The 22,711-nt window shown below is 71.0% G+C and carries 28 protein-coding genes; 12 read left to right on the top strand and 16 right to left on the bottom strand.

Annotated features, from left to right (window positions below):
- The 5 genes from QQ657_RS23595 to rsgA all read right to left on the bottom strand — a co-directional run.
- Positions 1-726: IS30 family transposase (locus tag QQ657_RS23595; protein ID WP_284744392.1), on the bottom strand; the 726-nt coding region annotated here is incomplete at its 3' end.
- Between the two features lie 514 nt (positions 727-1,240).
- The gene (locus tag QQ657_RS23590) at positions 1,241-2,113 is read right to left on the bottom strand and encodes an NAD-dependent epimerase/dehydratase family protein (RefSeq protein ID WP_284744400.1); all 873 of its coding nucleotides are present in this window, start codon (positions 2,111-2,113) and stop codon (positions 1,241-1,243) included.
- 60 nt (positions 2,114-2,173) lie between these two features.
- Positions 2,174-2,911 carry an SCO4651 family lipoprotein gene (locus tag QQ657_RS23585; protein WP_284744391.1) on the bottom strand — a complete coding sequence of 246 codons (738 nt, stop codon included), beginning with the start codon at positions 2,909-2,911 and terminating at the stop codon, positions 2,174-2,176.
- Between the two features lie 64 nt (positions 2,912-2,975).
- Positions 2,976-3,860: an SCO4651 family lipoprotein gene (locus tag QQ657_RS23580; protein WP_284744390.1), complete on the bottom strand. Its 885-nt coding sequence runs from the start codon at positions 3,858-3,860 to the stop codon at positions 2,976-2,978.
- Between the two features lie 101 nt (positions 3,861-3,961).
- The gene (gene rsgA / locus QQ657_RS23575) at positions 3,962-4,984 is read right to left on the bottom strand and encodes a ribosome small subunit-dependent GTPase A (RefSeq protein WP_284744389.1); all 1,023 of its coding nucleotides are present in this window, start codon (positions 4,982-4,984) and stop codon (positions 3,962-3,964) included.
- Between the two features lie 116 nt (positions 4,985-5,100).
- Between rsgA and QQ657_RS23570 the strand changes: the two genes are divergently transcribed.
- Genes QQ657_RS23570 through QQ657_RS23555 form a run of 4 tightly spaced genes read left to right on the top strand, consistent with a single transcriptional unit; the run spans position 5,101 to position 7,653 of the window.
- On the top strand, positions 5,101-5,871 hold the full coding sequence (locus QQ657_RS23570) for an SOS response-associated peptidase (RefSeq protein WP_284744388.1): 771 nt from the start codon (positions 5,101-5,103) through the stop codon (positions 5,869-5,871).
- Positions 5,868-6,476 carry an alpha/beta hydrolase family protein gene (locus QQ657_RS23565; protein WP_284744387.1) on the top strand — a complete coding sequence of 203 codons (609 nt, stop codon included), beginning with the start codon at positions 5,868-5,870 and terminating at the stop codon, positions 6,474-6,476. Before QQ657_RS23570 ends, QQ657_RS23565 begins: the two co-directional genes overlap by 4 nt.
- 12 nt (positions 6,477-6,488) lie before the next feature.
- Positions 6,489-7,250 carry a phosphotransferase enzyme family protein gene (locus QQ657_RS23560; protein WP_284744386.1) on the top strand — a complete coding sequence of 254 codons (762 nt, stop codon included), beginning with the start codon at positions 6,489-6,491 and terminating at the stop codon, positions 7,248-7,250.
- A 25-nt stretch (positions 7,251-7,275) separates the two neighbouring features.
- Complete coding sequence (locus QQ657_RS23555) at positions 7,276-7,653, top strand: Pycsar system effector family protein (protein WP_284744385.1); 378 nt, start codon at positions 7,276-7,278, stop codon at positions 7,651-7,653.
- Positions 7,654-7,753: 100 nt separating this feature from the next.
- Here QQ657_RS23555 and ybaK read toward each other — a convergent pair whose 3' ends face one another.
- A complete protein-coding gene (gene ybaK, locus QQ657_RS23550) occupies positions 7,754-8,230 on the bottom strand; it encodes a Cys-tRNA(Pro) deacylase (protein ID WP_284744384.1) in 477 nt (158 codons plus the stop codon).
- A 193-nt stretch (positions 8,231-8,423) separates the two neighbouring features.
- Here ybaK and QQ657_RS23545 point away from each other — a divergent pair, with 193 nt between their 5' ends.
- Together QQ657_RS23545 and rsrA are read left to right on the top strand one after the other, a co-directional pair.
- A complete protein-coding gene (locus QQ657_RS23545) occupies positions 8,424-9,047 on the top strand; it encodes a sigma-70 family RNA polymerase sigma factor (RefSeq protein ID WP_350310699.1) in 624 nt (207 codons plus the stop codon).
- A complete protein-coding gene (gene rsrA / locus QQ657_RS23540; protein ID WP_284744382.1) occupies positions 9,044-9,364 on the top strand; it encodes a mycothiol system anti-sigma-R factor in 321 nt (106 codons plus the stop codon). The genes QQ657_RS23545 and rsrA overlap by 4 nt, the downstream gene beginning before the upstream one ends.
- A 65-nt stretch (positions 9,365-9,429) precedes the next feature.
- Here the strand turns inward: rsrA and QQ657_RS56980 are convergent, their stop codons facing one another.
- Positions 9,430-9,504 (bottom strand): 50S ribosomal protein bL37, encoded by a 75-nt coding sequence (locus QQ657_RS56980; protein ID WP_098515123.1) that lies wholly within the window; start codon positions 9,502-9,504, stop codon positions 9,430-9,432.
- Positions 9,505-9,604: 100 nt separating this feature from the next.
- Here QQ657_RS56980 and QQ657_RS23535 point away from each other — a divergent pair, with 100 nt between their 5' ends.
- Together QQ657_RS23535 and QQ657_RS23530 are read left to right on the top strand one after the other, a co-directional pair.
- A complete protein-coding gene (locus QQ657_RS23535; protein WP_284744381.1) occupies positions 9,605-9,817 on the top strand; it encodes a biotin/lipoyl-binding carrier protein in 213 nt (70 codons plus the stop codon).
- Positions 9,818-9,819: 2 nt separating this feature from the next.
- A complete protein-coding gene (locus QQ657_RS23530; RefSeq protein ID WP_284744380.1) occupies positions 9,820-11,340 on the top strand; it encodes a sensor histidine kinase in 1,521 nt (506 codons plus the stop codon).
- A gap of 300 nt (positions 11,341-11,640) precedes the next feature.
- On the opposite strand, the gene QQ657_RS23525 is transcribed toward QQ657_RS23530, so the two are convergent.
- Positions 11,641-11,895: a WhiB family transcriptional regulator gene (locus QQ657_RS23525; protein ID WP_284744379.1), complete on the bottom strand. Its 255-nt coding sequence runs from the start codon at positions 11,893-11,895 to the stop codon at positions 11,641-11,643.
- A gap of 274 nt (positions 11,896-12,169) precedes the next feature.
- A complete protein-coding gene (locus tag QQ657_RS23520; protein ID WP_284744378.1) occupies positions 12,170-13,096 on the bottom strand; it encodes a diacylglycerol/lipid kinase family protein in 927 nt (308 codons plus the stop codon).
- A gap of 326 nt (positions 13,097-13,422) precedes the next feature.
- Between QQ657_RS23520 and QQ657_RS23515 the strand changes: the two genes are divergently transcribed.
- Positions 13,423-13,893 carry a hypothetical protein gene (locus QQ657_RS23515; RefSeq protein ID WP_284744377.1) on the top strand — a complete coding sequence of 157 codons (471 nt, stop codon included), beginning with the start codon at positions 13,423-13,425 and terminating at the stop codon, positions 13,891-13,893.
- A 100-nt stretch (positions 13,894-13,993) separates the two neighbouring features.
- Here the strand turns inward: QQ657_RS23515 and QQ657_RS23510 are convergent, their stop codons facing one another.
- Positions 13,994-14,476 (bottom strand): GNAT family N-acetyltransferase, encoded by a 483-nt coding sequence (locus QQ657_RS23510; RefSeq protein ID WP_284744376.1) that lies wholly within the window; start codon positions 14,474-14,476, stop codon positions 13,994-13,996.
- Between the two features lies 1 nt (position 14,477).
- Positions 14,478-15,068: an acid phosphatase gene (locus QQ657_RS23505; protein WP_284744375.1), complete on the bottom strand. Its 591-nt coding sequence runs from the start codon at positions 15,066-15,068 to the stop codon at positions 14,478-14,480.
- Positions 15,069-15,151: 83 nt separating this feature from the next.
- On the opposite strand from QQ657_RS23505, the gene QQ657_RS23500 reads away from it, so the two are divergent.
- Positions 15,152-15,625, top strand: a complete 474-nt coding sequence (locus tag QQ657_RS23500) for a hotdog fold domain-containing protein (protein WP_284744374.1) — start codon at positions 15,152-15,154, stop codon at positions 15,623-15,625.
- Here the strand turns inward: QQ657_RS23500 and QQ657_RS23495 are convergent.
- Positions 15,622-16,290: a hypothetical protein gene (locus tag QQ657_RS23495; protein ID WP_284744373.1), complete on the bottom strand. Its 669-nt coding sequence runs from the start codon at positions 16,288-16,290 to the stop codon at positions 15,622-15,624. The genes QQ657_RS23500 and QQ657_RS23495 overlap by 4 nt on opposite strands.
- A gap of 137 nt (positions 16,291-16,427) precedes the next feature.
- Between QQ657_RS23495 and QQ657_RS23490 the strand changes: the two genes are divergently transcribed.
- Positions 16,428-18,038 (top strand): GMC oxidoreductase, encoded by a 1,611-nt coding sequence (locus tag QQ657_RS23490; RefSeq protein WP_284744372.1) that lies wholly within the window; start codon positions 16,428-16,430, stop codon positions 18,036-18,038.
- On the opposite strand, the gene QQ657_RS23485 is transcribed toward QQ657_RS23490, so the two are convergent.
- The 3 genes from QQ657_RS23485 to QQ657_RS23475 form a co-directional block, all read right to left on the bottom strand.
- A complete protein-coding gene (locus tag QQ657_RS23485) occupies positions 18,028-18,462 on the bottom strand; it encodes a MarR family winged helix-turn-helix transcriptional regulator (protein WP_284744371.1) in 435 nt (144 codons plus the stop codon). The two genes, QQ657_RS23490 and QQ657_RS23485, sit on opposite strands and share 11 nt — an antisense overlap.
- Entirely contained in the window at positions 18,459-18,872 is a 414-nt protein-coding gene (locus QQ657_RS23480; RefSeq protein ID WP_284744370.1) for an SRPBCC family protein, read from the bottom strand. Before QQ657_RS23480 ends, QQ657_RS23485 begins: the two co-directional genes overlap by 4 nt.
- A 65-nt stretch (positions 18,873-18,937) precedes the next feature.
- Complete coding sequence (locus QQ657_RS23475) at positions 18,938-19,543, bottom strand: dTDP-4-dehydrorhamnose 3,5-epimerase family protein (RefSeq protein WP_284744369.1); 606 nt, start codon at positions 19,541-19,543, stop codon at positions 18,938-18,940.
- 446 nt (positions 19,544-19,989) lie between these two features.
- Here QQ657_RS23475 and QQ657_RS23470 point away from each other — a divergent pair, with 446 nt between their 5' ends.
- Complete coding sequence (locus tag QQ657_RS23470; protein WP_284744368.1) at positions 19,990-21,171, top strand: NAD(P)-dependent malic enzyme; 1,182 nt, start codon at positions 19,990-19,992, stop codon at positions 21,169-21,171.
- Positions 21,172-21,232: 61 nt separating this feature from the next.
- Here the strand turns inward: QQ657_RS23470 and QQ657_RS23465 are convergent, their stop codons facing one another.
- A complete protein-coding gene (locus tag QQ657_RS23465; protein ID WP_284744367.1) occupies positions 21,233-22,648 on the bottom strand; it encodes a bis-aminopropyl spermidine synthase family protein in 1,416 nt (471 codons plus the stop codon).
- Between the last annotated feature and the right edge of the window lie 63 nt (positions 22,649-22,711).

Below are 22,711 nucleotides of genomic sequence, written 5' to 3'. Positions count from 1 at the left end.
GGTGGTGCGTTCAACGAGGGTGCCGATCGCCGTGCGGTTGAACGCTCCCATGATCAGGTCGCCTTCCCAGTGCCCGGGCACTGCCCGATCCGCGACCTCGGCGGGCCGGTCGCTGATCATCACCATGTCGGTGGCCATCCGCGGCCGCCGCTGGTCCGGGCGCACGTGAGGCCGCCGCTGGATGCGGCCGGACCGCAGCCACCCGGCGACCTCGCGCCGCAAACCGCCTCGGGCCTGCACATACAGGGCTTGGTAGATCGTTTCGCAGCACACATGCCACTCCGGCCGGTCGGGGTGATCGCGGCGGAGCCGGTAGGTGATCTGTTGCGGGCTCCACCGCGCATCCAGCCCATCCTGGACGATGGCCCGCAACGCCGGGTCCGTGACCAGTTTCCCGGCCTTCGACCGGGCGCGCCGGGCGGTGGCCAGTTCGTGCGCGGCATGGGGCTGATAGGTGCCATCGGGTTGCTGGTTGCGGCCCAGTTCCCGGCTGATCGTGCAGACCGGCCGGCCCAGTTCGGCCGCGATGGCCCGCAGCGAGATCCCGGGCTGGCGGACCCGGTCGGCGAGCCGGACCCGCTCGTCCAGGCTCAGAAACCGTGACGACACCACCGGCGCCGGCGGAGTCGCCGTAGCCCGGGCTGCCTCGGCGCGCCAGCGTTTCGCGGTCCGGTAGTTGACCCCGACCTGCCGGGCCGCTTCTCTGCTGCCTGTTCCTGCTTCCACCAGGGCAAAGTAGGTCACCCGCTCGGCGGTTAACGCTCGGCCACGCCGGTCAGGACTACACACGGCCCGGCTCAAAGCCCGGTCTCGATCCCGGCTGGACAAGAGGCAACTCCTGAAAACTCAGGTGTTGCAACCACCCCCAGAAACCGCCGATGGGCGGGGGCTGTCCGGTGAGGGCCTTGGCCCCCAGTGCTCGCCCTGGGCTCGAATGTCTTCGATGAGCTTCGTTCGCAACCTAACCAGAGCTGCCGCCCGCCGAGCGGTGGTGACCCTGCGATCCTCACGACGGCCCGGTGCCTGCGAGCTGCGCGGTCCGGCCGACGAAATCGCCGGGCTGCGAAGGACCTCGAGAGCTCCGCTGAAGCTTCGCCGGGACAGGGCCAGGCGGAGTCGCGTTCACGCAGACTGCCCTCGCCCGGGCGGGCCTCGGTCGGCGCGAGCACCGCACGCCGCCCGTCGCGCCGGCCCCCGCCAGGGACGGGCTGCCCAGCGAGGCCCTCGGCGCCCCAACAGCTCAGCCCGCGGTGAACCAGTCCGGTCCCGGCACCGGCCGTTCACACCGCCACCCGGTCACCGCCATCAACTTCCCCGAATCCACCCGCTGCGACCGCGCCATCGGCTCCGCCATAGCCACCCGCGAGAGCACCCACTTAGGCACCGCCCGCGCCTTCCGAACCCCCGCAGCCGCAGCCATCGCCTCCCCTAACTCACCCTTCCGCACCGCCGGCGCCCCCACGTTGTAAACCCCCGAAGGCGCATCCAACGCCGCCACCGCCGCCGCCCCCGCGTCGGATGGGTGGATCGCCGTTGTCCAATCCGTCCGGGATCCCATGATCAACGGCGCTCCACGCCGGGCTGACGCCAGCAACGCCGCCGTCAGCGTGTCCGAACCCACCAACGTCCCGATCCGCAGCCGCACCACCGTGCGGTCCGTCAGCGCCGCCACATTCTCGTGCGCCACCACGGACGACGCCGTCACCCCGCGCGGCCGCAAAGGTGCGTCCTCGGCCAACACGCGATCTCCGCCGTCCGCGTACACGAACGAAATCCCCTCCTGGACCACGATCCGCAGCTCCTCGACCTCCCGGACGGCCGCGGCCAGCGCGGCGCTCCCCGCCAGCCGGACCCGGTCGTTCGCCGCCCAAGCGGACTTGCTCGTCACCTTCCGGGGAATGCGCGTCGCCAGGTTCAGCACCGCGTCGTGTCCGCGCAAGGCCGTCACCAGCGATGACGCCGAGAACAAGTCTCCCGGCACCGGCTTGGCACCCGTCGCCTCGATGGCCGGCGCCCGCGAGGCGTCGCGGGACAGCCCGCTCACCTCGTGTCCCGCCGCCAGCAGCCGGGCCACCGCCGGCACCCCCAGCACGCCCGTCGCCCCGATCACCATCACCCGCACGTCCGTCTCCTTTCGACTGAGAACCGGACGAGCGAGCGCGGGAAAACGTGACTAGCCCACTTCGCCTGCGGGCGGCGGCTGCACGTCCACCGGTGCGCCCCACTCGCGGTACCGGGTCGTGATCCGCGCCTCGCCGCCCTGCAGGATCGGCGACAGATCCAGCACGACCTGCACCGGCCGGTGCGCGTCGTCGAGCCAGAGCTCCACGGGGAACCGGCCGGCCGAGCCCGCGGGCAAACCCGCGGGCAGGTCCGCGCCCAGCCGGGACAGGTCCAGCTCCACCCGGTAGTGCTCCGCGGCCACGCCGTCCAGCTGCCCGCGCTCGGCCGAGACGATCGAGCCGGCCGTCCGGATCTCGCCCAGCGTGTGCGCCGGGTCGTTCTGGGCCGCGAGCTGGGCGAGGCTGCCGCCGAGGACCTGGGAAAACGGGTCGGTCCCGTCCGCCGCGACCGCCACCCACGGCTTGCCCGCCCCGACCTCGTCGCGCGATCCCTCCGGGACCTTCGCGTACAGCTTCCCGGCCACCAGCCGCAGCTCCATCGGCTCGCCGATGAAGTCGGTCGTCATCACCTGGGACGTCCCGCCCGGGCCGAACCGCGCCTGGCCCTGGCCCTTCGAACGGACCTGGCCCACCGCGACGTCGGTGCTGAACTTCGCCGAGCCGCCTGCCGTCGTGGCCGCCGTGGCGGCGTCGGCCAGCGCCCGCGCGTCGGTGAACGCGGGTGGGGCCGGCGCGCCGGTGCAGCCGGTGAGCAGGACGAGCAGCAGCACGACGGCGGCTTTGCGCATGGTGCCAACAAAAACACAACGGCTCCCCCGAACACGTTCGGGGGAGCCGTTGCTACTCAGAGTCTCAGCGACCGGCCTTCTTCATCAGCTCGCCGAGGTCGACGACCTGGTCGGCCGGCGGGGCCGAGACGTCGACCTGGGTGCCCCAGTCGCTGTACTTCATCGTGAACTTCGCGTCGCCCGCGGGCGCGCCCAGCGCCTGCATCATCGGGCCCTGGTCCATGGTGACCTGGACCGGCAGGTTGTCCTTGTTCAGCCACAGCTCGGCCGGGATCTTGATGTCCTTGCCCTTGAGCATGTCGGTGAGCTTGTCGCGCGCCGCCGCCGGGACCGAACCGGTGAACTGGTCGATGGCCTTCGCGATGTCCAGCTCGACCTTGTAGTGGTTGACCTGCTCGCCGTTCAGCTCGGTCTGGTCGGACGAGACGATCCGGCCCGCCTTCGAGATCTGGTCGAGCATCTTGCTCGGGTCGCTCTGCTCCGCCGACTGCGACAGCGAGGCGCCCAGCGCCTGCGAGACCGGGTCGGTGCCGTCGGCCGAGATCTTGGCCCACGACTTGTCGGTGCCCATCTGCTTCTGCTCTTCGGCGGGCAGCTTGATGTACATGACCTTGTCGACCATGCGCATCTCGGTGGTCTCGCCGGCCGCGGTGCTGGTCATCGAGAACCTGGTGTTCGCGCCGTCGAAGGCCATCGCGCCGGTCGCGCTGACCGTCTGGCCGGCGGCGGAGCCCTCCATGGTGAACTTCGCCGACTTGGACTTCTCGGTGCCCTGCTTGGACGCCGACGCCAGCTGGATCGCGTCGGTGAACGGCGAAGCGAGGAGCCCGCCGCCGTTGGCCTGGGTCTGGTTGCCCGCGCCGGCCGGCTCGGCGGTGCCGGAGGTGCTGCACGCGGTCAGCGTGAGCACCAGCGCGGCGCCCGCGGCGACCAGGGTGGTCTTGCGCATCGAATTCCCCTCAGAGTCGGATCTTCCGCTCGGAATATCGCCCGATCGGACGAATAGTTACCACTGGGACGGTGACGATCCGGATCTGGTTCCCGGTTGTCTCAGGCGTCTGTGACGCGGGCCACTTCGTGGCCGCCGCGGGAGGCCAGCAGCCGGCGCAGCGACGCCAGCCGCTCGGCGCCCGCCTGGCCCTCGGTGACGACGTCGTCGAGCGCGCAGCCCGGGTCCTCGGGCGGCCCGAGGTGCCCGCAGCCCGACGGGCACTCCTCGGCGGCCGCGGCGAACTCCTCGAAGGCGTCGACGATGTCGTCCGCGGTGACGTGGGCCAGCCCGAACGACCGGACGCCCGGTGTGTCGATCACCCAGCCGCCGTCCGGCAGCGGCAGCGCCACCGCGGCGACGGACGTGTGCCGCCCCTTCCCGACCCCGCTCACCACGCCGACGGCCAGGTCGGCGTCCGGGACCAGGCGGTTGACCAATGTCGACTTGCCGACACCGGAGTGGCCGACCAAGGCCGTTACCCGGTCCTTCAGCATCCCGGCGAGGCCTTCGGGGGTTTCGTCGAAGCGGCTGACGATCGCCGGAATGTCGAGGCCCGCGTAGCCCGCGAGCAGCTCGTCCGGGCTGGCCAGGTCGGCCTTCGTCAGGCACAGCACGGGCTCGACGCCGCCCGCGTAGCAGGCGACGATGCAGCGGTCGATGAAGCCGGTGCGTGGCGGCGGGTCGGCGAGCGCGGTGACGATCAGCAGGCGCTCGGCGTTCGCGACGACGAGCCGCTCGTACGGGTCGGTGTCGTCGGCCGTGCGCAGCAGCGAGCTGCTGCGCTCGTCGACACGGATGATGCGCGCGAGGGTGTCCGGCTTGCCGGAGACGTCGCCGACCACGCCGACCCGGTCGCCGACCACCACCGGCGTCCGGCCCATTTCGCGGGCCCGCATCGTGGTGATCACCCGGCCGGGATCGGCGTCGATTGCGCAGGTCCAGCGCCCGCGGTCCTTGCCGATGACCATGGCGTTGACGGCGTCGGCGTGCTCGGGACGGCGCTTGCTGCGGGGCCTGGTGCCCTTGCCCGGACGCACGCGGACGTCGGACTCGTCCAGCTTGCTCCAGTCGTTGCGCGCCAAACCCTCGTCCTCTCGTGCACCGGTGCCCACCCGAATGATCCCACGTCGCTCGCCACGGCCCTGGCCTGCGTGTAACGATGGCGTCCCGGCTGTTCCGGTACGCGAGGAGGTTGGTCATGTGCGGCCGCTACGCCGCGACGAAGGACCCGGCGAAGCTGATCGAGGAGTTCGAGGCCATCGACCTCACCGAGGGGCACGCGCGCGCCGACCACAACGTCGCGCCGACGAAGAACGTGGTCACCGTCGTGCAGCGGCACCCGCGTGACGAAGACGGCCAGGTCCTCGAAGACGAGCCCGCCGAGCGTTCGCTGCGGATGATGAAGTGGGGCCTGGTGCCGTTCTGGGCCAAGGACCCGTCCGTCGGCTCGCGGATGATCAACACGCGTGCCGAGACGGCCGCGGAGAAGCCCGCCTTCCGCCGCGCGCTGGTGTCGCGCCGCTGCCTGGTGCCCGCCGACGGCTGGTTCGAGTGGCGCCGCACCGGCAAGGAGAAGGAGCCGTTCTACATGACGGAGCCGGACGGCTCCTCGATCGCGTTCGGCGGGATCTGGGAGAGCTGGCACCCGAAGGACGACAAGGACGCGGCGCCGCTGATCACGTTCTCGATCATCACGACCGACGCCGCCGGCCAGCTCACCGACGTCCACCACCGGATGCCGCTGATCGTGCCCGAGTCCCATTGGGACGGCTGGCTCGACCCGGACCGCGAGGACGTCAAGGACCTGCTGGTGCCGACACCGGAGGACATCGTGGCGTCGCTGGAGCTGCGGCCGATCTCGACCCTGGTCAACAACGTCCGCAACAACGGGCCCGAGCTGCTGGAGCGCGTCGACCCGCAGCAGGAGCTCGAGGACGACGGCGCGCTGTTCGACAAGCCGAAGTCATGACCGCGCTCAAGATCGACACCGCGCACGGCCTGGCCCGGGTCTACCTCCACTGCGCCGAGGAGGGCACGGCGGTCCTCATGCTGGGCCACGGCGCGGGCGGCGGCCTCGGGGCGAAGGACCTGGTGGCGGTGACGCGCGCGGCCCAGGCGGCCGGCGTGCACGTGGCGCTGGTCGAGCAGCCGTACAAGGTGGCCGGCCGCCGCGCGCCGGCCCCGGCCAACCAGCTGGACGCGGCCTGGCTGACGATCGCGGACGAGCTGTCGGAGCGCTTCGATGGCCTGCCGTTCGTGTTCGGCGGCCGGTCGTCCGGAGCCCGGGTGGCCTGCCGGACGGCGACGGCCGGGCAGGCGGTGGCGGTGCTGTGCCTGGCGTTCCCGGAGCACCCGCCGGGCCGGCCGGAGAAGACCCGCCAGCCGGAGTTCGACGCGGTCGAGGTGCCGACCTTGGTGATCCAGGGGGAGCGCGACCCGTTCGGGCGGCCGAAGGTGGGGGCGCACCAGGAGCTCGTCCTGGTCGACGGCGACCACAACCTGGGCAAGGACCTGGAGACGGTCTCGCGGGCGGCGACGGAGTGGCTGTCGCGGGTGCTCCGCCCGCTGGCCTGAGGTCTCTCGTTCGTGGAGGAGATCCCCCTGACCGGCGGCAACGTGAGCGCCGGCGTCGTGAGGGTGGGGGACACCGTGCGGCGGCCGGCTGGGCCGTGGACGCCGTCGGTGCACGCCCTGCTCGAGCACCTGCGCTCGGTGGGCTTCCTCGGCGCGCCCCGGCCGCTGGGCCTGGACTCGCGCGGCCGCGAGGTGCTCGAGTTCATCCCGGGCGAGGTGCCGTGGCCCGACCGGATCGACCTCCTGGAACCGGACGCGGCGGTGGTCGCGGTAGGCCGCCTGGTCCGCGACTTCCACGACGCGGTCGCCGGCTTTGTCCCGCCGCCCGGTGCGTCGTGGCAGGTGCTCATCCCGGCGGACGGAGCCGAGATCATCGCCCACCACGACCTCGCGCCGTGGAACCTGGTGGTGGACGGCCCGCGCTGGGCGTTCATCGACTGGGACACCGCGGCGCCGGGCACCCGGCTGTGGGACCTCGCGTACACGGCGAACGACTTCGCCCTGCTGACCGGCGGGGTGGCGCCGGCCGAGGCGGCCCGGCGGATGCGCTTGCTCGCCGACGCCTACGACCTGGCCGAGGCTGAACGCCGTGAGCTGGTGAGCCTGCTGGGCCCGCGTGCTCGAGCGATGCACGACTTCCTGGCCGCGCAGGCCGCGGTGGGCAAGGAGCCGTGGACGCGGCTTTGGCGCGAAGGCCACGGCACGCACTGGCGGCACCGCGCCGGCTACCTGGAGCAGCGCCACGACGTCTGGCTGCGTGCGCTGCTGGACTGAGCCCGGCCGTCCGTCACTTCCGAACGTGGGCGACGACGAGGTGCACGCCGACCTGTGGCGCACTCTGCAGATCGTGAGCGAGTGGATCCGGACCGCCGATACGAAGGCCGGAGCGACCTTCGCCGTGGGCGGAGCGGTCCTGGCGGTGGCGGCGACCCGGCTGCGCGGTTCACCCGCGCCGGGCGTGCCGGCGGTGGTGGCGTTGTCGGCCGCGATCACGCTCGCCGCGGCCAGCGTCCTGCTGGCGATCTGGACGGTGGTCCCCAGAGCGCGCCGGCTGGGCACGAAGGCGATCTCGCACTACGGCACGATCGCGGCCTTCGGCTCGGCGGCCGAGTACCGCGCCTCGAGTCGAGACCGGCAGTTATCCACATCGGACTCGGCTATCCACAGATTTGCGTGACCGAGGTTTTCAGGCCCAGGGTGCCGATACGCTGGACAAGGGACGCCCCCCGGGACGGGTGGGGGCTGCCCGGCTGGTCTCTGGACCATAAACGTGCAGGTCAGGCCGCGATCGGCGCCACCATCGCGGAGGTCAACCGGACCAGCTCACCCGGCGCCACCTCCACCTCCAGCCCCCGTCGCCCCGCCGAGCAGAACACCGTCTCGAACGTCGGAGCCGAGGCGTCGATCACCACCGGTAGCCGGCTGCGGTGCCCCAGCGGCGAAATCCCACCGAGCACATACCCCGTAGCCCGCTGAGCCGCCGCCGGGTCGGCCATCTTGGCCTTCTTCCCGCCCGCCGCGGCCGCCAAAGCCTTCAAATCGAGCTGCCCCGTGACCGGAACCACTCCCACGACGAGGCGGCCGTCCACCTCGGCCACCAGCGTCTTGAACACCCGGGCGCGCTCCAGGCCCAGCGCCTCCACCGCCTCCAGCCCGTACGACTCCGCGCGCGGGTCGTGGTCGTACGCGTGCAGCGTGTGCGGCACTTTCTTCTTCACCAACAACGCCGTCGCCGGGGTGCCCTTGCCAGCCATGGGCCGGAGTCTAGGGAATGCCCGCACCGCCCGATCGGTTGTACGGGACGTGACCACAACCCTCGCCACCACACGCTCTCGCAGCCGCCGCCGCCCTCAGGCACCGGCGAGCCGCGGTGTGCCCGGCCCCCGCGTAAACTCGACGTCGCCGTATGCGCGCACGCGCATCGACGCCGAGCGGGAAGGGAACGGTTTGCCGAGCACGCAGAACTCAGCGCCGGAAGAAGCGACCGAGGCCGAGCGCGCCGAGCGCTTCGAACGGGACGCTATGCCGCTGCTCGACCAGCTGTACTCGGCCGCGATGCGGATGACCCGCAACCCCGCCGACGCCGAGGACCTGGTCCAGGAGACCTACCTGAAGGCGTACGCCGCCTTCGCGTCGTTCAAGGCCGGGACGAACCTGAAGGCCTGGATGTACCGCATCCTGACCAACACCTACATCAACGGCTACCGCAAGCGGCAGCGGCAGCCGGTGCAGCAGCCCACCGAGGAGATCACCGACTGGCAGATCGCCAAGGCGGAGAGTCACACCTCCAGCGGTCTGCGTTCCGCCGAGGTCGAGGCGATGGACAACCTGCCCGACACCGACGTCAAGGCCGCCCTGCAGAAGCTGCCCGAGGAGTTCCGGCTGGCCGTCTACCTGGCCGACGTCGAGGGCTTCGCGTACAAGGAGATCGCCGAGATCATGGACACCCCCATCGGCACCGTGATGTCCCGCCTGCACCGCGGGCGCGCCCAGCTGCGCGACCTGCTCGCCGACGTCGCTCGCGAGCGCGGCTTCGTCCGGGGCGCCAAGGAAGAGGTGGCGGGGCGATGAACGACATGTGCGAGGGCGCGTCGGACAAGGTCCGCTGCGAAGAGGCGCTCGCCGACATCTACCTGCTGCTCGACCGGGAGTGCAGTGCCGAGCGGGACGCCGCGTTGCGCGCCCACATCGAGGACTGCCCGCCGTGCCTCGAGGAGTACGGCATCGACGAGCACATCAAGCAGCTACTGGCCCGCAAGTGCGGCGGTGACCACGCCCCGGCCGAGCTGAAGAGCCGGCTGCGCGCGTCGATCCGCCAGACCGTCGCCACCCGTGGCGGCGTCACCGTGGAACGCACCGAGATCACCCTCGAGCAGCGTTCCGAATAGCGCCCGAGCACGACGAAGGCCCCCGCACCGCGGTGTGGGGGCCTTCGTCATGCCGACGCCGGGAATCAGGCGTTGGGCTTCTTGCCGTGGTTCGCGCCGTTCTTCTTCCGGTCGCGACGCTTGCGGGCGCGCTTCGACATGTTCACTCCTCGTCGTCAAAGCTGGTCAACCTCTCAAGTGTGTCATGACGTCCCGTTCTGGTTGGATGGGGTCGTCGGGCGAGCGCCGAGGAGGGTGTCGATGGCCGAAATCAGGGCCGAAATGGTCGGCACCGTGCTGCAGGTCGTCGCGGAGCCGGGCACCGCGTTGAACGCCGGCGACACCGTCCTGATCCTGGAGTCGATGAAGATGGAGCTGCCCGCGGTGAGCGAGAAGGCGGGCACGCTGACCAGCCTCGCCGTGGCGAAGGGCGACCGCGTCCAGCAGGGTGACGTCCTCGGGACGGTCGAGTAACCGTGTCCACCCTCGCCGAACTGCTCGCCGACAACACCGGCCTCCCCGGGGAAGCCGCGGACCACCTGCAGACCGTCGTCGCGGAGTGGCAGCTGCTGGCCGACCTGTCCTTCGCCGACTTCCTGCTCTGGGTCCCGGTGACCGAAGACCTGCAGCCGGACGGCGGCGACTTCGTCTGCGTCGCGCACGCGCGGCCGACGACGGCGCCCACCGCGCACCCCGAGGACGTCGTCGGCACGCGGTTCACCGTGGAGGAGCACCCGCAGCTGGCGAAGGCCATGCGCGAGGCGCGGATCTGCCGCGAGGAGGACCCGCACTGGTACCGCGACCTGCCGATGCGGCGCGAAGCGATCCCGGTGCGGTTCCACGACGACGTCGTGGCCGTGATGAGCCGCGAGACGAACCTGGCCGCCCCGCGCGTTCCTTCGCCGCTGGAGATCGCGTACCTGGGCAGCGCCGGCGACCTGTGCCAGATGATCGTCGACGGCACGTTCCCGCCGAGCGGTACCAACGCCACCGACACGCACACGTCGCCGCGGGTGGGGGACGGCCTGATCCGGCTCGATTCGAGCGGCACGGTCGTGTTCGCCAGCCCGAACGGCCTGTCCGCCTACCACCGGATGGGGCACGAGTCCGACCTGGTCGGCACGCGCCTGGCGCCGCTGACGCGGTCGCTGATCCGCGACCCGTTCGACGCGACCGAGGTGTCGCACCGGATCATCGAGGCTCTCGACGGGAAGCCGTCGAGCCGCACCGAGGCCGATTCGCGGCGCGGCGCGGTGGTGCTGTTCCGCGCGCTGCCGCTGCGCCCGGCCGGGCAGGCGGCGGGTGCCCTGGTGCTGGTCCGCGACGTCACCGAGGTCAAGCGCCGCGACCGCGCGCTGCTCTCGAAGGACGCGACGATCCGCGAGATCCACCACCGGGTGAAGAACAACCTGCAGACGGTGGCGGCGCTGCTGCGCCTGCAGTCCCGGCGGACGTCGTCGGAGGAGGCGCGGCTCGCGCTCGCGGAGTCGGTGCGCCGGGTGACGTCGATCGCGCTGGTGCACGAGGCGCTGTCCATCTCGGTGGACGAGCGCGTCGACCTCGACAAGCTGCTCGACAACGTGCTGCCGATGGTCGGCGAGGTCGCCACGGCGGAGTCGCAGGTCGGGCTGAAGCGGAAGGGCTCGTTCGGGGTGGTGGTCGCGGAGATCGCGACGCCGCTGGTGATGGTGCTGGCCGAGCTGGTGCAGAACGCCATCGAGCACGCGTTCCCGGCGGGCCGGTCGGGCAAGGTCGAGCTGATCGTCGAACGCTCGGCCCGCTGGCTGGACGTCGTCATCCGCGACAACGGGCGCGGGCTGCCGGCGGGGTTCTCGTTGGAGCGTTCGGACGGCCTGGGCCTGCAGATCGTGCGGACGCTGGTCGAGTCCGAGCTGCGGGGTTCGCTGTCGCTGCGGAAGGTGCACGCCGAGACGTCGTCCACCCGGGTGACGGGAACCGAAGCGGCGCTGCGCATCCCTCTTTCGAGGCGCTTGTAGACCGTCGCGTTTGGACTTGATCACCGCCGGGCATACCCGTCCCGGTGGACGAGATCGGGTGCGGATCGCGGCAGGGAACCGGAACACGCTGAAGGCCCGGCACGTGGTGCTCGTGTGCCGGGCCGTTCAACGTTCGCGGGAGGACTTGAAGTCCTGGTGAGGTTTCAGCACACCCGTCGCCGGGTGGTTTCGCCTCGGTTGTTAAACTTGAACCGGGTAGGTATCACCCCAGACGGTCTGGACACAACTGCGCCAGCCCGGGTGAAATACCTGTTTGGTTCGGGTGTAGCGTGATGAAAGTCAGGCGTTGGTACGCGTGCCGATGTGCGTACGGCGGCGCTTGACTGCGCGTCGCTCGTCCTCGCTCATGCCGCCCCACACGCCGGCATCCTGACCGCTGGCCAGAGCCCAGGCCAAGCAGTCGGAAGCGACGGTGCAGCGGTGGCACACGGCCTTCGCCTGAGCTACCTGCGACAGAGCAGGACCGCTGGTTCCCACCGGGAAGAACAGCTCGGGGTCCTCGTCTCGGCAGGCCGCGTCGTGGCGCCAGTCCATGTTCGTGAGCTCCTTCATATGGCGCGGGAGGGCCGCGCCACAGTCGTCAATGGCGGTCGTCTTCTTGGGTGCTTGTGAATGCTTTCACGAAGCACTGCTTTCGACAAGGGTTTCTTGAAGATCGGTGAGTCAGGTCACCCGGCCGAGCGACCCCTCTGACCTGCGGTTTCTCTCCGAAACAGCCGCCCGAAGGGAAGGCTGATGCGCTGAGCGGAGCTTCTGCGTCGACGAACGGCAGCTTGCACTTTGCCGCAGGCGATCAGCGGTCCCGTCGTCACACGATTACGCTGAGTGCATTCGGGACACTGAAGAATTCCACCCTGGTCCGCTGGCCGACGAGGTCGCCGTCCACCTGGAAGTTTACCGGTTCAGCTGCGTCGATGCGGATCATCGGCACGTCGTCGTGACGCACGAGACGTTTTCCTTTTTGGTTGCTCTTCGTAGCCAAAGCACGCCGTACATGCTTGAACACCGTGGGCAACCCCAGACCGTTCAACGCGAACAGACCCAATCCCGTCTCGAACGAGCAACCCGGGTTGAGGTGGACCGGACGCTCGCCCAGGTAGCTCCACGGATCGGTGTTCGACACGAAAGCGGTCAGCGCTTCGGTGGGTTCTTCACCCGGGACGCGGATGGTCAGGGCCGGCCGGCCCAGCGGCGGCCGGAAGTAGGAGCGGACGGCGGCCCTCATGTAGAGGCCGGCGGTCGTCTGCTTGCCGCGGCGCTTGGCGACCCGGCCGACGACGTCGGCGTCCCAGCCGAGCCCGGAGTTGAAGGTGAACCAGTGCCCGTCGGCCAGGCCGAGCCCGACCCGGTGGGAGCGGTCGTTCTCCAGCGCGTTGAGCAGCTGGTGGGTGGCCTCGACGGGATCCGCGGAGATGCCGAGAGCGCGTGCGAACACGTTGGCCGAGCCGCCGGGCACGACGCCCAGGGCCGGCACTCGCCCGATCTGGGTGGGATCGCCGTCCGAATCGGCCAGCAGGCCGTTGACGACCTCGTTGACCGTGCCGTCGCCGCCGTGCGCCACGACCAGGTCGATCCCGTCCCGCGCGGCCGAGCGCGCGACGGCCATGGCGTGCCCGCGGTAGTCGGTTTCGACCACGTCGAGCTTGACCTGGCTGGCGAGCGCGTGCGCCAGGACGTCCCGGCCACCGGCGGTGGTCGAGGTGGCCTGGGGGTTCACGACGAGGATTGCGCGCACTACCGCAGGGTAGGTGACGCCCACCGCCCCGAGAACCTCTCGACGGCGCAAGGTGACCGGAAGCACCGGCCGCCGCAACGTTCCGAACCGCACCTGTGACCCTGTGCCGGGCGGCCCTCCTTCGTGTGACGAGTGTCCGCTCGTCGTGACAAGTGCACCCGGGCCGACCGCCCGCTCATCGACGACACCTGAATTCTCAGCGCCCGGGCGGTCCCGCGAAAACGGCCGACCGGGTGGCATACGATCGAATCAGCTCACGCACGGTGACCCGCCCTGGTCGAGTCCACTGTGCTCCCGCAAAGCAAGTCGCTTCGGAAGGCCCCGCAGTGAAGCTCTCGCCCGCTCCCCGTGAGGTCCGGCTGGCCGGCGTGGTCACCGCGGTGCCGTCGCTCGCCCTGCTGGTGTTCGGGGTGGTCGTGCTGGTGAACGGCCTGGGTTCGCCCGCGCGGCCGGGCAACAACATCTACGTCGAGTCCGGCACGTTCATCGTGGTGGCGCTGGCGTTCCTGGCCGCGTCGGCCGGGCTCGTCGCCGGCCAGACGTGGGCGCGCTCGCCCGGCGTGGTGATCGCGCTGATCGTGGTCGGCCTCGGCTGGTACCTGCTCGGCCCGTCCGGCGAGCCGGTGTGGGGCGTGCCGATCGCGCTGTTCGGCATCGGGGCGCTGGTCCTGTTGTTCCGGCGGCCGTCGCGGGCCTGGGCGCTGGGCCTGCGCGAAGGCGAGACGGAGACGGAAGCCGCCGAGCGAGGCGGCCTGGCCGGCCGCCGCGCCGAGCGCGAAGGTCACGAAGAGGACTGAACCCGGATCCCGCGTGATCAGGCCCGGATCCCGCGTGATTGAAGCCGTGACTCGCGAGATCCGGCTCTGATCACGCGAGTCACGGCTCTGATCACGCGAGTTACGCCTGGGCGGCCAGGGCTTGCAGGGGCTCGTCGGTGAGGCGGTTGACCGTCCACTCGTCCATCGGGACCGCGCCGAGGGCCTTGTAGAACTCCGTCGCCGGGTTCCAGTCCAGGACCGACCACTCGAGCCGGCCGTAGCCGTTCGCGACGCACTCCGCCGCCAGGGCCGCCAGCAGGGCCTTGCCCAGGCCCGAGCCACGGTGGGCGGGCAGGACGAACAGGTCCTCCAGGTAGATCCCGTGCACGCCGCGCCACGTCGAGAAGTTCAGGAACCAGACCGCGAAGCCGACGACCTCGCCGTCCACTTCGGCCACGTGCCCGAACAGCTTGGGCGCCTCGCCGAACAGGGCCTCGCGCAGCTGCGGCACCGTCAGGTGGCACTCGTCGGGCGCGCGTTCGTACTCGGCCAGGTCGTAGGCGAGCCGGACGGCGGCCTCGACGTCGTCGGGCCGGATCCGGCGGATGCGGTCGTCGGGCACGTCAGTCCTCCAGGGCGGGCAGCAGGTTGAGGTGTTCGATCTGGGGTTCGCCGCGCTCGTCGCCGAGCACCGCGATGCCGGCCGCGTCCAGTCCGAAGTGGACGCCGGACGTCGCGGGCTGCCCGAGCCAGCGGGCCACCAGCACGCGGCTGAAGTGCCCGTGCCCGACGAGGATCACGTCGCCGGCCTCGATGTCACCGCGGGCGCGTGCCAGCACGCGGTCGGCGCGGGCGGAGACCTCCGAAGCGCTTTCGCCGCCGGGAATCGGGTGGGTCCAGACGGTCCAGCCCGGCACGGTCTCGCGGATCTGCGGTGTGGTGATGCCTTCGTACTCGCCGTAGTCCCACTCGGAGAGGTCCTCGGTGACCTCGTCGACGCGCAGCCCGGCCAGCGCGGCGGTCCGCAGCGCGCGGGTGCGCGGGCTCGACAGCACGAGCGACGGCCCGCCGACCAGGCTCCGGAGCGTGCCGCCGGCGGCCAGTGCCTGGCCTTCCCCGGCCGGCGTCAGCGGGATGTCGGTGCGGCCGGTGTGCCGTCCGTTCACCGACCATTCGGTCTGGCCGTGCCGGAGGAGGAAGAGACGGTTCGCCACACGGGCGAATATATCCGGCGGTTTGCGCGGCGGCCGGGCGTCTGGTTGGCTACTGAGCAGTAGCTTAGCTCGAGGAGACCTCCATGCCCGACACGTCGACGTTCGCGCTGTGGCACAAGCTGGCCGGCAAGCCGGGCGGGAAACAGCTGTTCAGCGCGGCGATGTGCCTGCGCGTGCCGTACTTCCGCACGGTGCTGCCGTCGGTGCGCGAGCTGCGCCCGGGCCACTGCGAAGTCACCGCGCCGAAGTGGTGGGGTGTCTACAACCACATCCACACGTTCCACGCGATCGCCGCCTGCAACCTCGCCGAGATCGCGATGGGCATGCTCGCGGAGGCGACGGTCCCCGCGACGCACCGGTGGCTGCCGAAGGGCATGAACGTCCAGTACGTCGCGAAGGCCGAAACGGGCCTGCGTGCGGTCGCGTCGCTGCCCGCGCTGCCGGAGTTCGGCGACGAGGGTTTCGAGCTCGAGGTCCCGGTGACCATTTCGGACACGAGTGCCAAGCCCGTGGTCACCGGGACGATCACGATCTGGGTGACGCCGAAGAAGCGTTAGAGCGGCTTGTACTGCACGTACGTCGTCTGCTGGAACGTGTTCTCGCCGGCCGCCGACGGCAGGCCCAGCCGGAGGTCGACGAGCTTGCCGAGGGCGCCGCAGCCGCTGGTCGCGGGCAGGGCGAGGTCCGGGTCGACGACACCGAAGTACGCGATCCGCGGGTCGTTCGAGATGATCCGCGGCGGCACCGCCGGGTCGTCGTGGACGACGGTGTGCAGCGGGGCGGCGAGGGTGCCGATGCTGCAGTCCTTGCGCAGCAACGGGTGCTGGACGACTGCGTAGAGGTCGACCTCGCCGCGGCGTTCGTCGTTGCTCTGGAAGTCCGAATGACCGCCGTAGCGCACCTGGATCGTCGCGCCGGGGATGCCCGGCAGCGGTGCCGGCGCGTGCCGCATGGCGCCGAACACCTGCGCGTACTGGCCGTTCACCCGGCCCTCGCTGAACGTGATGCGCAGCTCCCCGAGCGGGATCTCCCGGTCGTGGATGGTCAGTTTTCCTTGTGAGACAAAGGCTTCGCAACGCCACGTGCCCGGGTCGGCGTTCGCGGGCGGTGCCGGGCAGTCCGTGAAGTCGAACGTCGGCAGCTCGTCGGCGGACGCCGATCCGGGCAGGACCCCCAGTGCGGCGACGGCGACCGCGGCCGCCCCCAGTGCGAGAAGTTTCATGGCGGTGAGCCTGCTCGTCCCGCGCGGCCCGGACATCCGGGATCGCCCCCAGGGGAAGACCGGAAATTTCCCTCGACTGGGTGAAACACGTTCTGATTAGTTAACGCCGTTTACTGGGCTGGGGCATGCTCGGGACCATGTCTGTGTTTTCCCGCCGCCGGTTCCTCGGCCTCGCCGCCCTGAACTCCGCCGCCGCCCTCGGGCTGACCACGGTCTCGACGCGGCCCGCGGCAGCGTCACCGCTCCCGGAGTACTCGCCGGCGGTGGTCATCGGCACCGGCTACGGCGCCGCCGTCACGGCGTTGCGGCTCGGCGAGGCCGGGATCCCGACGTTGATGCTCGAGATGGGCAAGCTGTGGACCGAGCCCGGCGCGGACGGCGAGGTCTTCTGCTCGATGCTCAAGCCCGACGAGCGCGCGATGTGGTTCAAGGACCGCACCGAGGCGCCGCTCGCGTCGTTCCTCTGGCTCGACCTGGCCAACCGCGACATCGGGCGCCACGCCGGCGTGCTCGACCGGGTGAGCTTCGGCGACATGGCGGTGTACCTCGGCCGCGGCGTCGGCGGCGGTTCCCTGGTCAACGGCGCGATGGCGGTGACGCCGGAGCGGTCGTACTTCGAGGAGATCCTGCCGCGGGTCGACGCCGGCGAGATGTACGGCAAGTACTTCCCGCGGGCGAACGCGGCCCTGGGGGTCAACGTCGTCGACCCGGACTGGTTCGAGACGTGCCGCTCGTACCAGTACGCCCGCGTCTCCCGGAAGGCCGCGCGCAAGGCCGGGTTCGGCACGGTGTTCGTCCCCAGCGTGTACGACCTGGACTACCTGCGGCGCGAGGAGGCGGGCGAGGTCCCGCGCTCGGCGGACGCGTCCGAGGTCATCTACGGCAACAACCACGGGAAGCGCTCGCTCGACAAGTCCTACCTGGCCGCCGCGCTCGGCACCGGCCACGTGACCATCGAGACGCTGCGCGAGGTCCGCGAGATCCTCCGGCAGCCCGACGGGACGTACACATTGGTCGTCCGCGAGATCGACGAGCACGGCACCGTCCTGGGCACCCGGCAGGTGAGCACGAAGCACCTGTTCCTCGGCGCGGGCAGCGTCGGCTCGACCGAGCTGCTGGTGCGCGCCCGCGACACCGGGCGGCTCCCCGAGCTGGGCGAGGCGGTCGGGCAGGGCTGGGGCACCAACGGCAACGTCATGTGCGGGCGTGCCAACCACGTCTGGGACACCACCGGCAGCCTGCAGTCCGGCATGCCCGCGCTCGGCATCGACAACCGGGCCGACCCGGTGCACCCCGCGTTCGCCGAGATCGCGCCGGTGCCCGCCGGCCTCGAGACGTGGGTCAGCCTCTACCTGGCGATCACGAAGAACCCCGAACGCGGGCACTTCACCTACGACGCGGCGAGCGACTCGGCGAAGCTGCACTGGACGGCGTCGCAGGGGCAGCCGTCGATCGACGCCGCGAAGGCCCTGTTCGACAAGATCAACCGGGCGAACCGGACGATCTACCGCTACGACCTGTTCGGCGACACCCGCACCTTCGAGAACCGCTTCACCTACCACCCGCTGGGCGGGCTGGTGCTCGGCGAGGCGACCGACGACTATGGCCGAGTGAAGGGCTACCGGAACCTCTACGTCACCGACGGCTCGCTCATCCCGGGCAGCACCGGCGTCAACCCGTTCGTGACGATCACGGCGCTGGCCGAGCGCAACATCGAGCGCGTCCTCGCCGAAGACCTCAAGGGCTGAGCTTCGCCAGTGAATCGACGAAGCCGTCGTCGGCGCCTGCGAAGAACGACGCGTCGGCGGCTTCGACGTCCTTGAGGGCCTTCGCGACCAGGTCCAGGCCGGCTTGGGTGACTTCCAGGCGCTTCGCGCGGGCGTCGGCCGGGTCGTCGGCGCGGGCGAGCAGGCCGCGTTCGGCGAGCTTGCGGACGACCTGGCTGGTCATCATCGTGTCCGTGCCGGCCCGCTCGGCCAGCTGCCGCTGGGTCGGGGGCTCACCCGAGCGGGTGAGCCACCACGTGGTCGTCAGCAGCACGAACTGGACGTGCGTGAGGTCGTGCGGGGCCAGCGCGGCCCGCATCGCCCGCTGCCAGGCCAGTGTCACGCGCCACAGCAGGAAGCCGGGGCTGCGCTCGGGGCCGGGCAGGCGGGACTCCGGGGTGGTCATACTCGCGAGGATGCCTCAGCCAATCGCGCCAGTGCGCGCATGGCGTCCGGGGTGTCCGACGTGACCTGCTCGCCGAAGCCTTCGGGTCCGTCGATGGTGACGCGGTAGGTGATGCGCGTGCCGCCTTCGACGTCGGTCAGGACGTGCTCGAACCGCAGGTGGGCGTCCGGCAGCCGGGTCTCGTCGGTGAAGCTCCGGCCCTCGGTGACCTCGGTCAGGGTGAACGGGATCGGCGGCATCCCGTCCATCGTCATGGTCCCGCTGGTCCCGACGGCGAAGGGGCCTTCGACGACCACCGAGCGGACGCCCGCGTCCCACTCGGGCCAGCGGCCGGTGTCGGCCCAGAGCGGCCAGATCGCGTCGGCGGGAGCGGTGGAGGTCTCGCTGTGCTCGTACTCGTAAAGTGTCATGCGGGCAGACTATATGCGCGCTTACTAACTACGCAAGGGGTCACGCGGACCCGGTGGTGCGGTGCTCAGTGCGCCGAGCGCAGCTTGTCGTAGTAGGCGACGCAGTCCTGGTAGGACGGCAGCAGCCCCTGCTCCTGGGCCTCGGCCAGCGTGGGCGCGGTGCGGTCCTTCTCGGACAGGATCGGCTCGATGTCCGCGGGCCAGGGCAGGCCCAGTTCCGGGTCGAGCGGGGTGATGCCGTGCTCGCCCGTCGGGTTGTACGGCTCGGAGCACAGGTAGGCCATCACCGTGTCGTCCTCGAGGGCGATGAAGCCGTGCCCGAGGCCCTCGGCGAGGTAGGCGGAGTTGAACCGGTCCGCGTCGAGCCGGACGGCGTCCCAGGTCCCGAAGCTCGGCGAACCGACGCGGATGTCCACGACGACGTCGAGCAGCGAGCCGCGGGCGCAGTAGATGTACTTCGCCTGGCCGGGAGGCGTGTCGGCGAAGTGGATGCCGCGGATCGCGCCGCGCCGGGACACGCTGTGGTTCGCCTGGGCCAGCCGCAGGGGGTGCCCGGTCGCCTCGCGCAGGACATCCTCCTGGAAGGGGGCGACGAACAGGCCCCGCTCGTCGGGGAACGCCCGGGGGGAGAACTCGAAGGCGTCCGGGACGCTCAGCCGGCGGAATTCCATGGCGTCACCATATCGGGCGGTTAAAAAACCGAACGGACGTCTTGGCAATTGCCGGGAATAGGGGTCCGGTGTGACGTCAGCCGCACCGAGGGGTCCCCTCCCGGACAAGACCTGTCACAATGACTGGACCGCCGCGTCCGCGGCCATCGCCAGACCCACGGCACCGATGGCCGACGTGACGCCTCGCCGACAGGCCGGCGCTACCGCGCTGGGCTGCCGTGCCGGGATGAGGCTCATTCGGATCAGCTCGGCGCAGCTGCCGGTGGTTCGCACCGCAGGCCGGTTAGCGCCGGGCGACGTCTGAATGAGCCTCACTCACCCACGGATTCCCCTGCAGACCGTGGTCCCAGCTCGCATGCCCAGGAGAAATTCCAGTGACCCAAGTCCGATCCGCGAGTTCCGTCATTCCCACTGGGGGAATGACGGAAACGACGACAGGAATCCCCATGAGCGACCCCACCGGCGCGCCAGCACCGGTCACCGACGAAGAGATCTTCACCGGGCACGAGGGCGGCAAGCTCTCGGTGGCGGCCACCCGCCCGATTTCCAGCCCGCGTGACCTTTCGATCGCGTACACCCCGGGTGTGGCGAAGGTGAGCCGCGCGATCGCCGAGGACGCGGCCAAGGCCAAGCGGTACACGTGGGCGGACCGGCTCGTCGTCGTGGTGAGCGACGGGACGGCGGTGCTGGGCCTCGGCGACATCGGCGCGAGCGCGTCGCTGCCGGTCATGGAGGGCAAGTCGGTCCTGTTCAAGACCTTCGGCGGGCTCGACTCGATCCCGCTGGTGCTCGACACCACCGACGTCGACGAGATCGTCGAGACGCTGGTGCGGCTGCGACCGTCCTTCGGCGCGGTCAACCTGGAGGACATCTCCGCGCCGCGGTGCTTCGAGCTGGAGGACAAGCTCAAGCAGGCGCTGGACTGCCCGGTCATGCACGACGACCAGCACGGCACGGCGATCGTCACGCTGGCCGCCCTGCGCGGCGCCAACCTGGTCCTCGACCGGGCGATCGCCGACCAGCGCGTCGTCGTCTCCGGCGCCGGCGCGGCGGGCGTCGCGTGCGCGCGGATCCTGCAGGAGGCCGGCATCGGCGACGTCACCGTCCTCGACTCGCGCGGCATCATCCACCCCGGCCGCGACGGCCTGAACCCGATCAAGGCGCGCCTGGCTTCGGAGACGAACAAGGCGGGTCTCCAGGGCGGGCTGGCGGAGGCGCTCGAAGGCGCGGACGTGTTCCTGGGCCTGTCCGGCGCGACGATCGACGAGACGCTGCTCGGCCGGATGGCGGGCGGCGGCATCGTGTTCGCACTGTCCAACCCGGACCCGGAGGTGCACCCGGAGGTCGCCGCGCGCTACGCGTCGATCGTGGCCACCGGGCGCAGCGACTTCCCGAACCAGATCAACAACGTGCTGGCGTTCCCGGGCGTCTTCCGCGGTGCCCTGGACTCGGGTGCGCGGGCGATCACGGAGAACATGAAGCTGGCGGCCGCCGAGGCGATCGTGTCGGTGGCGATGGACGACCTGGGCCCGGACCGCATCGTCCCGAGCCCGCTCGACCCCCGCGTCGCCCCCGAGGTCGCGGCCGCGGTGGCGAAGGCCGCGGAGGCGGACGGCGTCACGGCCTGACGTTGTCCATGAGGGGCACCTTCATGGCTTTTAGAGCCATGAAGGTGCCCCTCATGGCATGTCAGAGGAGTTCGGCGAGGCGGTGCCTCGGGACGTCGACCAGGCGCAGGTTCACCAGGTCCTCGGGGACGTCCAGGGCGACGTTCGCCAGGCGGGCGTGGGCGCGGGTCAGGACCTCGTCCTGCTGCTCCACCGCGTCCGCGACCACCACCGCGTGCCGGTTGTCCGGCGTGCTGCGCAGGTACCGCAGGGTGTACTTCCCCCGGACCAGCTCCGCCAGCGACGTCTGGGACCGCTCGTCCGCCAGGTCCGGGTGCGCGTTCGGCACCAGCAGCGCCAGCCGGCGGGCGTTCGTGCCCAGCAGGGTGCGCAGCAGCCACGGCCCCGGGTCGGCCGTGAGGTCCATCGCGACGGCGTCGCCCTCGGGCCCCGAAATCGACCAGTCCACCGGCCGCGTCTCCGGGGAAAGCCCGCCCGAGACGGCGATCTCCTTCAGCTTCTCCAGCAGCGCCGGCTTCGTCCCGGCCGCCTCCACCGACTGCGGCCCGTGCGTGTAGATCGCGGACTTCCCCTTGGTGCCACGCATCTTCTTGGCCTTCGCCGTCGGCTGGCAGACGTACAGGTCCGCCGCGCTGCCGATCGCCTGCGCCCCGAAGTAGCGGTTGAAGTCCGGCAGGATCGCCTCGAACGTCAGCCCGAGCGTGGCCAGTGACCGCTGCACCTGCGCGCCCAGCGCCGGGTGCCGCGGGCTGTAGCCGTACGCGAACAGCAGCCGGCCTTCGGACGGCTCCCGCAGCGCCTGCACCCCGCGCGCCGCGAACAGGCCCATGCCCTCGGGCGTGTACGGCGGATCGCTGAACACCAGGTCGAAGGCGCCGCCGAAGGCCGGCGGCAGGCCGATGCGCAGGTCCGCGTGGGCGGTGGCGATCTCGCGCCCGCCGCGGTCGTCGAGGTAGGCCAGCACGCGCTCGTCGAGGTCGACGACCGTCAGCGACGCCGCCGGGCAGACTGCGTGCACCGCCAGCGACGTCAGGTCGTGGTCGCCGAGGAACAGCAGGTTCGCCGACGCCAGGTCGTACCGGGCGTCCAGCCACAGCGCGCGGCGCAGCACCGTCTCCGGCGTGGCCTGCACGTGGTCGAGCGCGGCCAGCGGCGACGGCACCTCCGCGACCCACTCGGCGACCTTCGGCAGCAATTCGTGCGTCGCGACGGCTTCGTCGAGCGGGTCGGCGTAGCGGGGCGCGCTGTACTGCAGGTACGACGCCGCGACGCCGGGGGAGAGCCGCAGCCGGTCGCCGCTGCGGTCGAGGTCGTCACCCAAGGCGGTGAGGACGTCCTCGACGCTGCGTCGCGGCGCCGCGCTCAGCCGCACCAGCTCGCCGAGGTCGTGGTCACCGGTCCGCAGCAGGTCGATGACGCGGTACAGCGGGCGGACGCCGACGCCGTGCTTGGCGAGGATGTCGTCGAGTGCAGTCACGGGCTCTCAGCGTAGTCACCACCTGCCGGAACACCGTGCCAACCGTCGCCAACTCGGCTACGG

The organism is Amycolatopsis ponsaeliensis, from assembly GCF_030182635.1.
Taxonomy (GTDB): Bacteria; Actinomycetota; Actinomycetes; order Mycobacteriales; family Pseudonocardiaceae; genus Amycolatopsis; species Amycolatopsis ponsaeliensis.
This window is presented reverse-complemented; position numbering and strand designations above follow the sequence as displayed.

Bases quoted from the DNA above. Each gene is read 5' to 3' on its own strand.
- QQ657_RS23570 (WP_284744388.1), top strand. From the start codon at position 5,101: ATGTGCGGCCGCTACGCCGCGACGAAGGACCCGGCGAAGCTGATCGAG.
- QQ657_RS23475 (WP_284744369.1), bottom strand. From the start codon at position 19,543: ATGGAATTCCGCCGGCTGAGCGTCCCGGACGCCTTCGAGTTCTCCCCC.
- QQ657_RS23500 (WP_284744374.1), top strand. From the start codon at position 15,152: ATGCCCGACACGTCGACGTTCGCGCTGTGGCACAAGCTGGCCGGCAAG.
- QQ657_RS23470 (WP_284744368.1), top strand. From the start codon at position 19,990: ATGAGCGACCCCACCGGCGCGCCAGCACCGGTCACCGACGAAGAGATC.
- rsrA (WP_284744382.1), top strand. From the start codon at position 9,044: ATGAACGACATGTGCGAGGGCGCGTCGGACAAGGTCCGCTGCGAAGAG.
- QQ657_RS23485 (WP_284744371.1), bottom strand. From the start codon at position 18,462: ATGACCACCCCGGAGTCCCGCCTGCCCGGCCCCGAGCGCAGCCCCGGC.
- QQ657_RS23590 (WP_284744400.1), bottom strand. From the start codon at position 2,113: ATGGTGATCGGGGCGACGGGCGTGCTGGGGGTGCCGGCGGTGGCCCGG.
- QQ657_RS23495 (WP_284744373.1), bottom strand. From the start codon at position 16,290: ATGAAACTTCTCGCACTGGGGGCGGCCGCGGTCGCCGTCGCCGCACTG.
- ybaK (WP_284744384.1), bottom strand. From the start codon at position 8,230: ATGGCTGGCAAGGGCACCCCGGCGACGGCGTTGTTGGTGAAGAAGAAA.
- QQ657_RS23490 (WP_284744372.1), top strand. From the start codon at position 16,428: ATGTCTGTGTTTTCCCGCCGCCGGTTCCTCGGCCTCGCCGCCCTGAAC.
- QQ657_RS23480 (WP_284744370.1), bottom strand. From the start codon at position 18,872: ATGACACTTTACGAGTACGAGCACAGCGAGACCTCCACCGCTCCCGCC.
- QQ657_RS23525 (WP_284744379.1), bottom strand. From the start codon at position 11,895: ATGGACTGGCGCCACGACGCGGCCTGCCGAGACGAGGACCCCGAGCTG.
- QQ657_RS23585 (WP_284744391.1), bottom strand. From the start codon at position 2,911: ATGCGCAAAGCCGCCGTCGTGCTGCTGCTCGTCCTGCTCACCGGCTGC.
- QQ657_RS23535 (WP_284744381.1), top strand. From the start codon at position 9,605: ATGGCCGAAATCAGGGCCGAAATGGTCGGCACCGTGCTGCAGGTCGTC.
- QQ657_RS23565 (WP_284744387.1), top strand. From the start codon at position 5,868: ATGACCGCGCTCAAGATCGACACCGCGCACGGCCTGGCCCGGGTCTAC.
- QQ657_RS23580 (WP_284744390.1), bottom strand. From the start codon at position 3,860: ATGCGCAAGACCACCCTGGTCGCCGCGGGCGCCGCGCTGGTGCTCACG.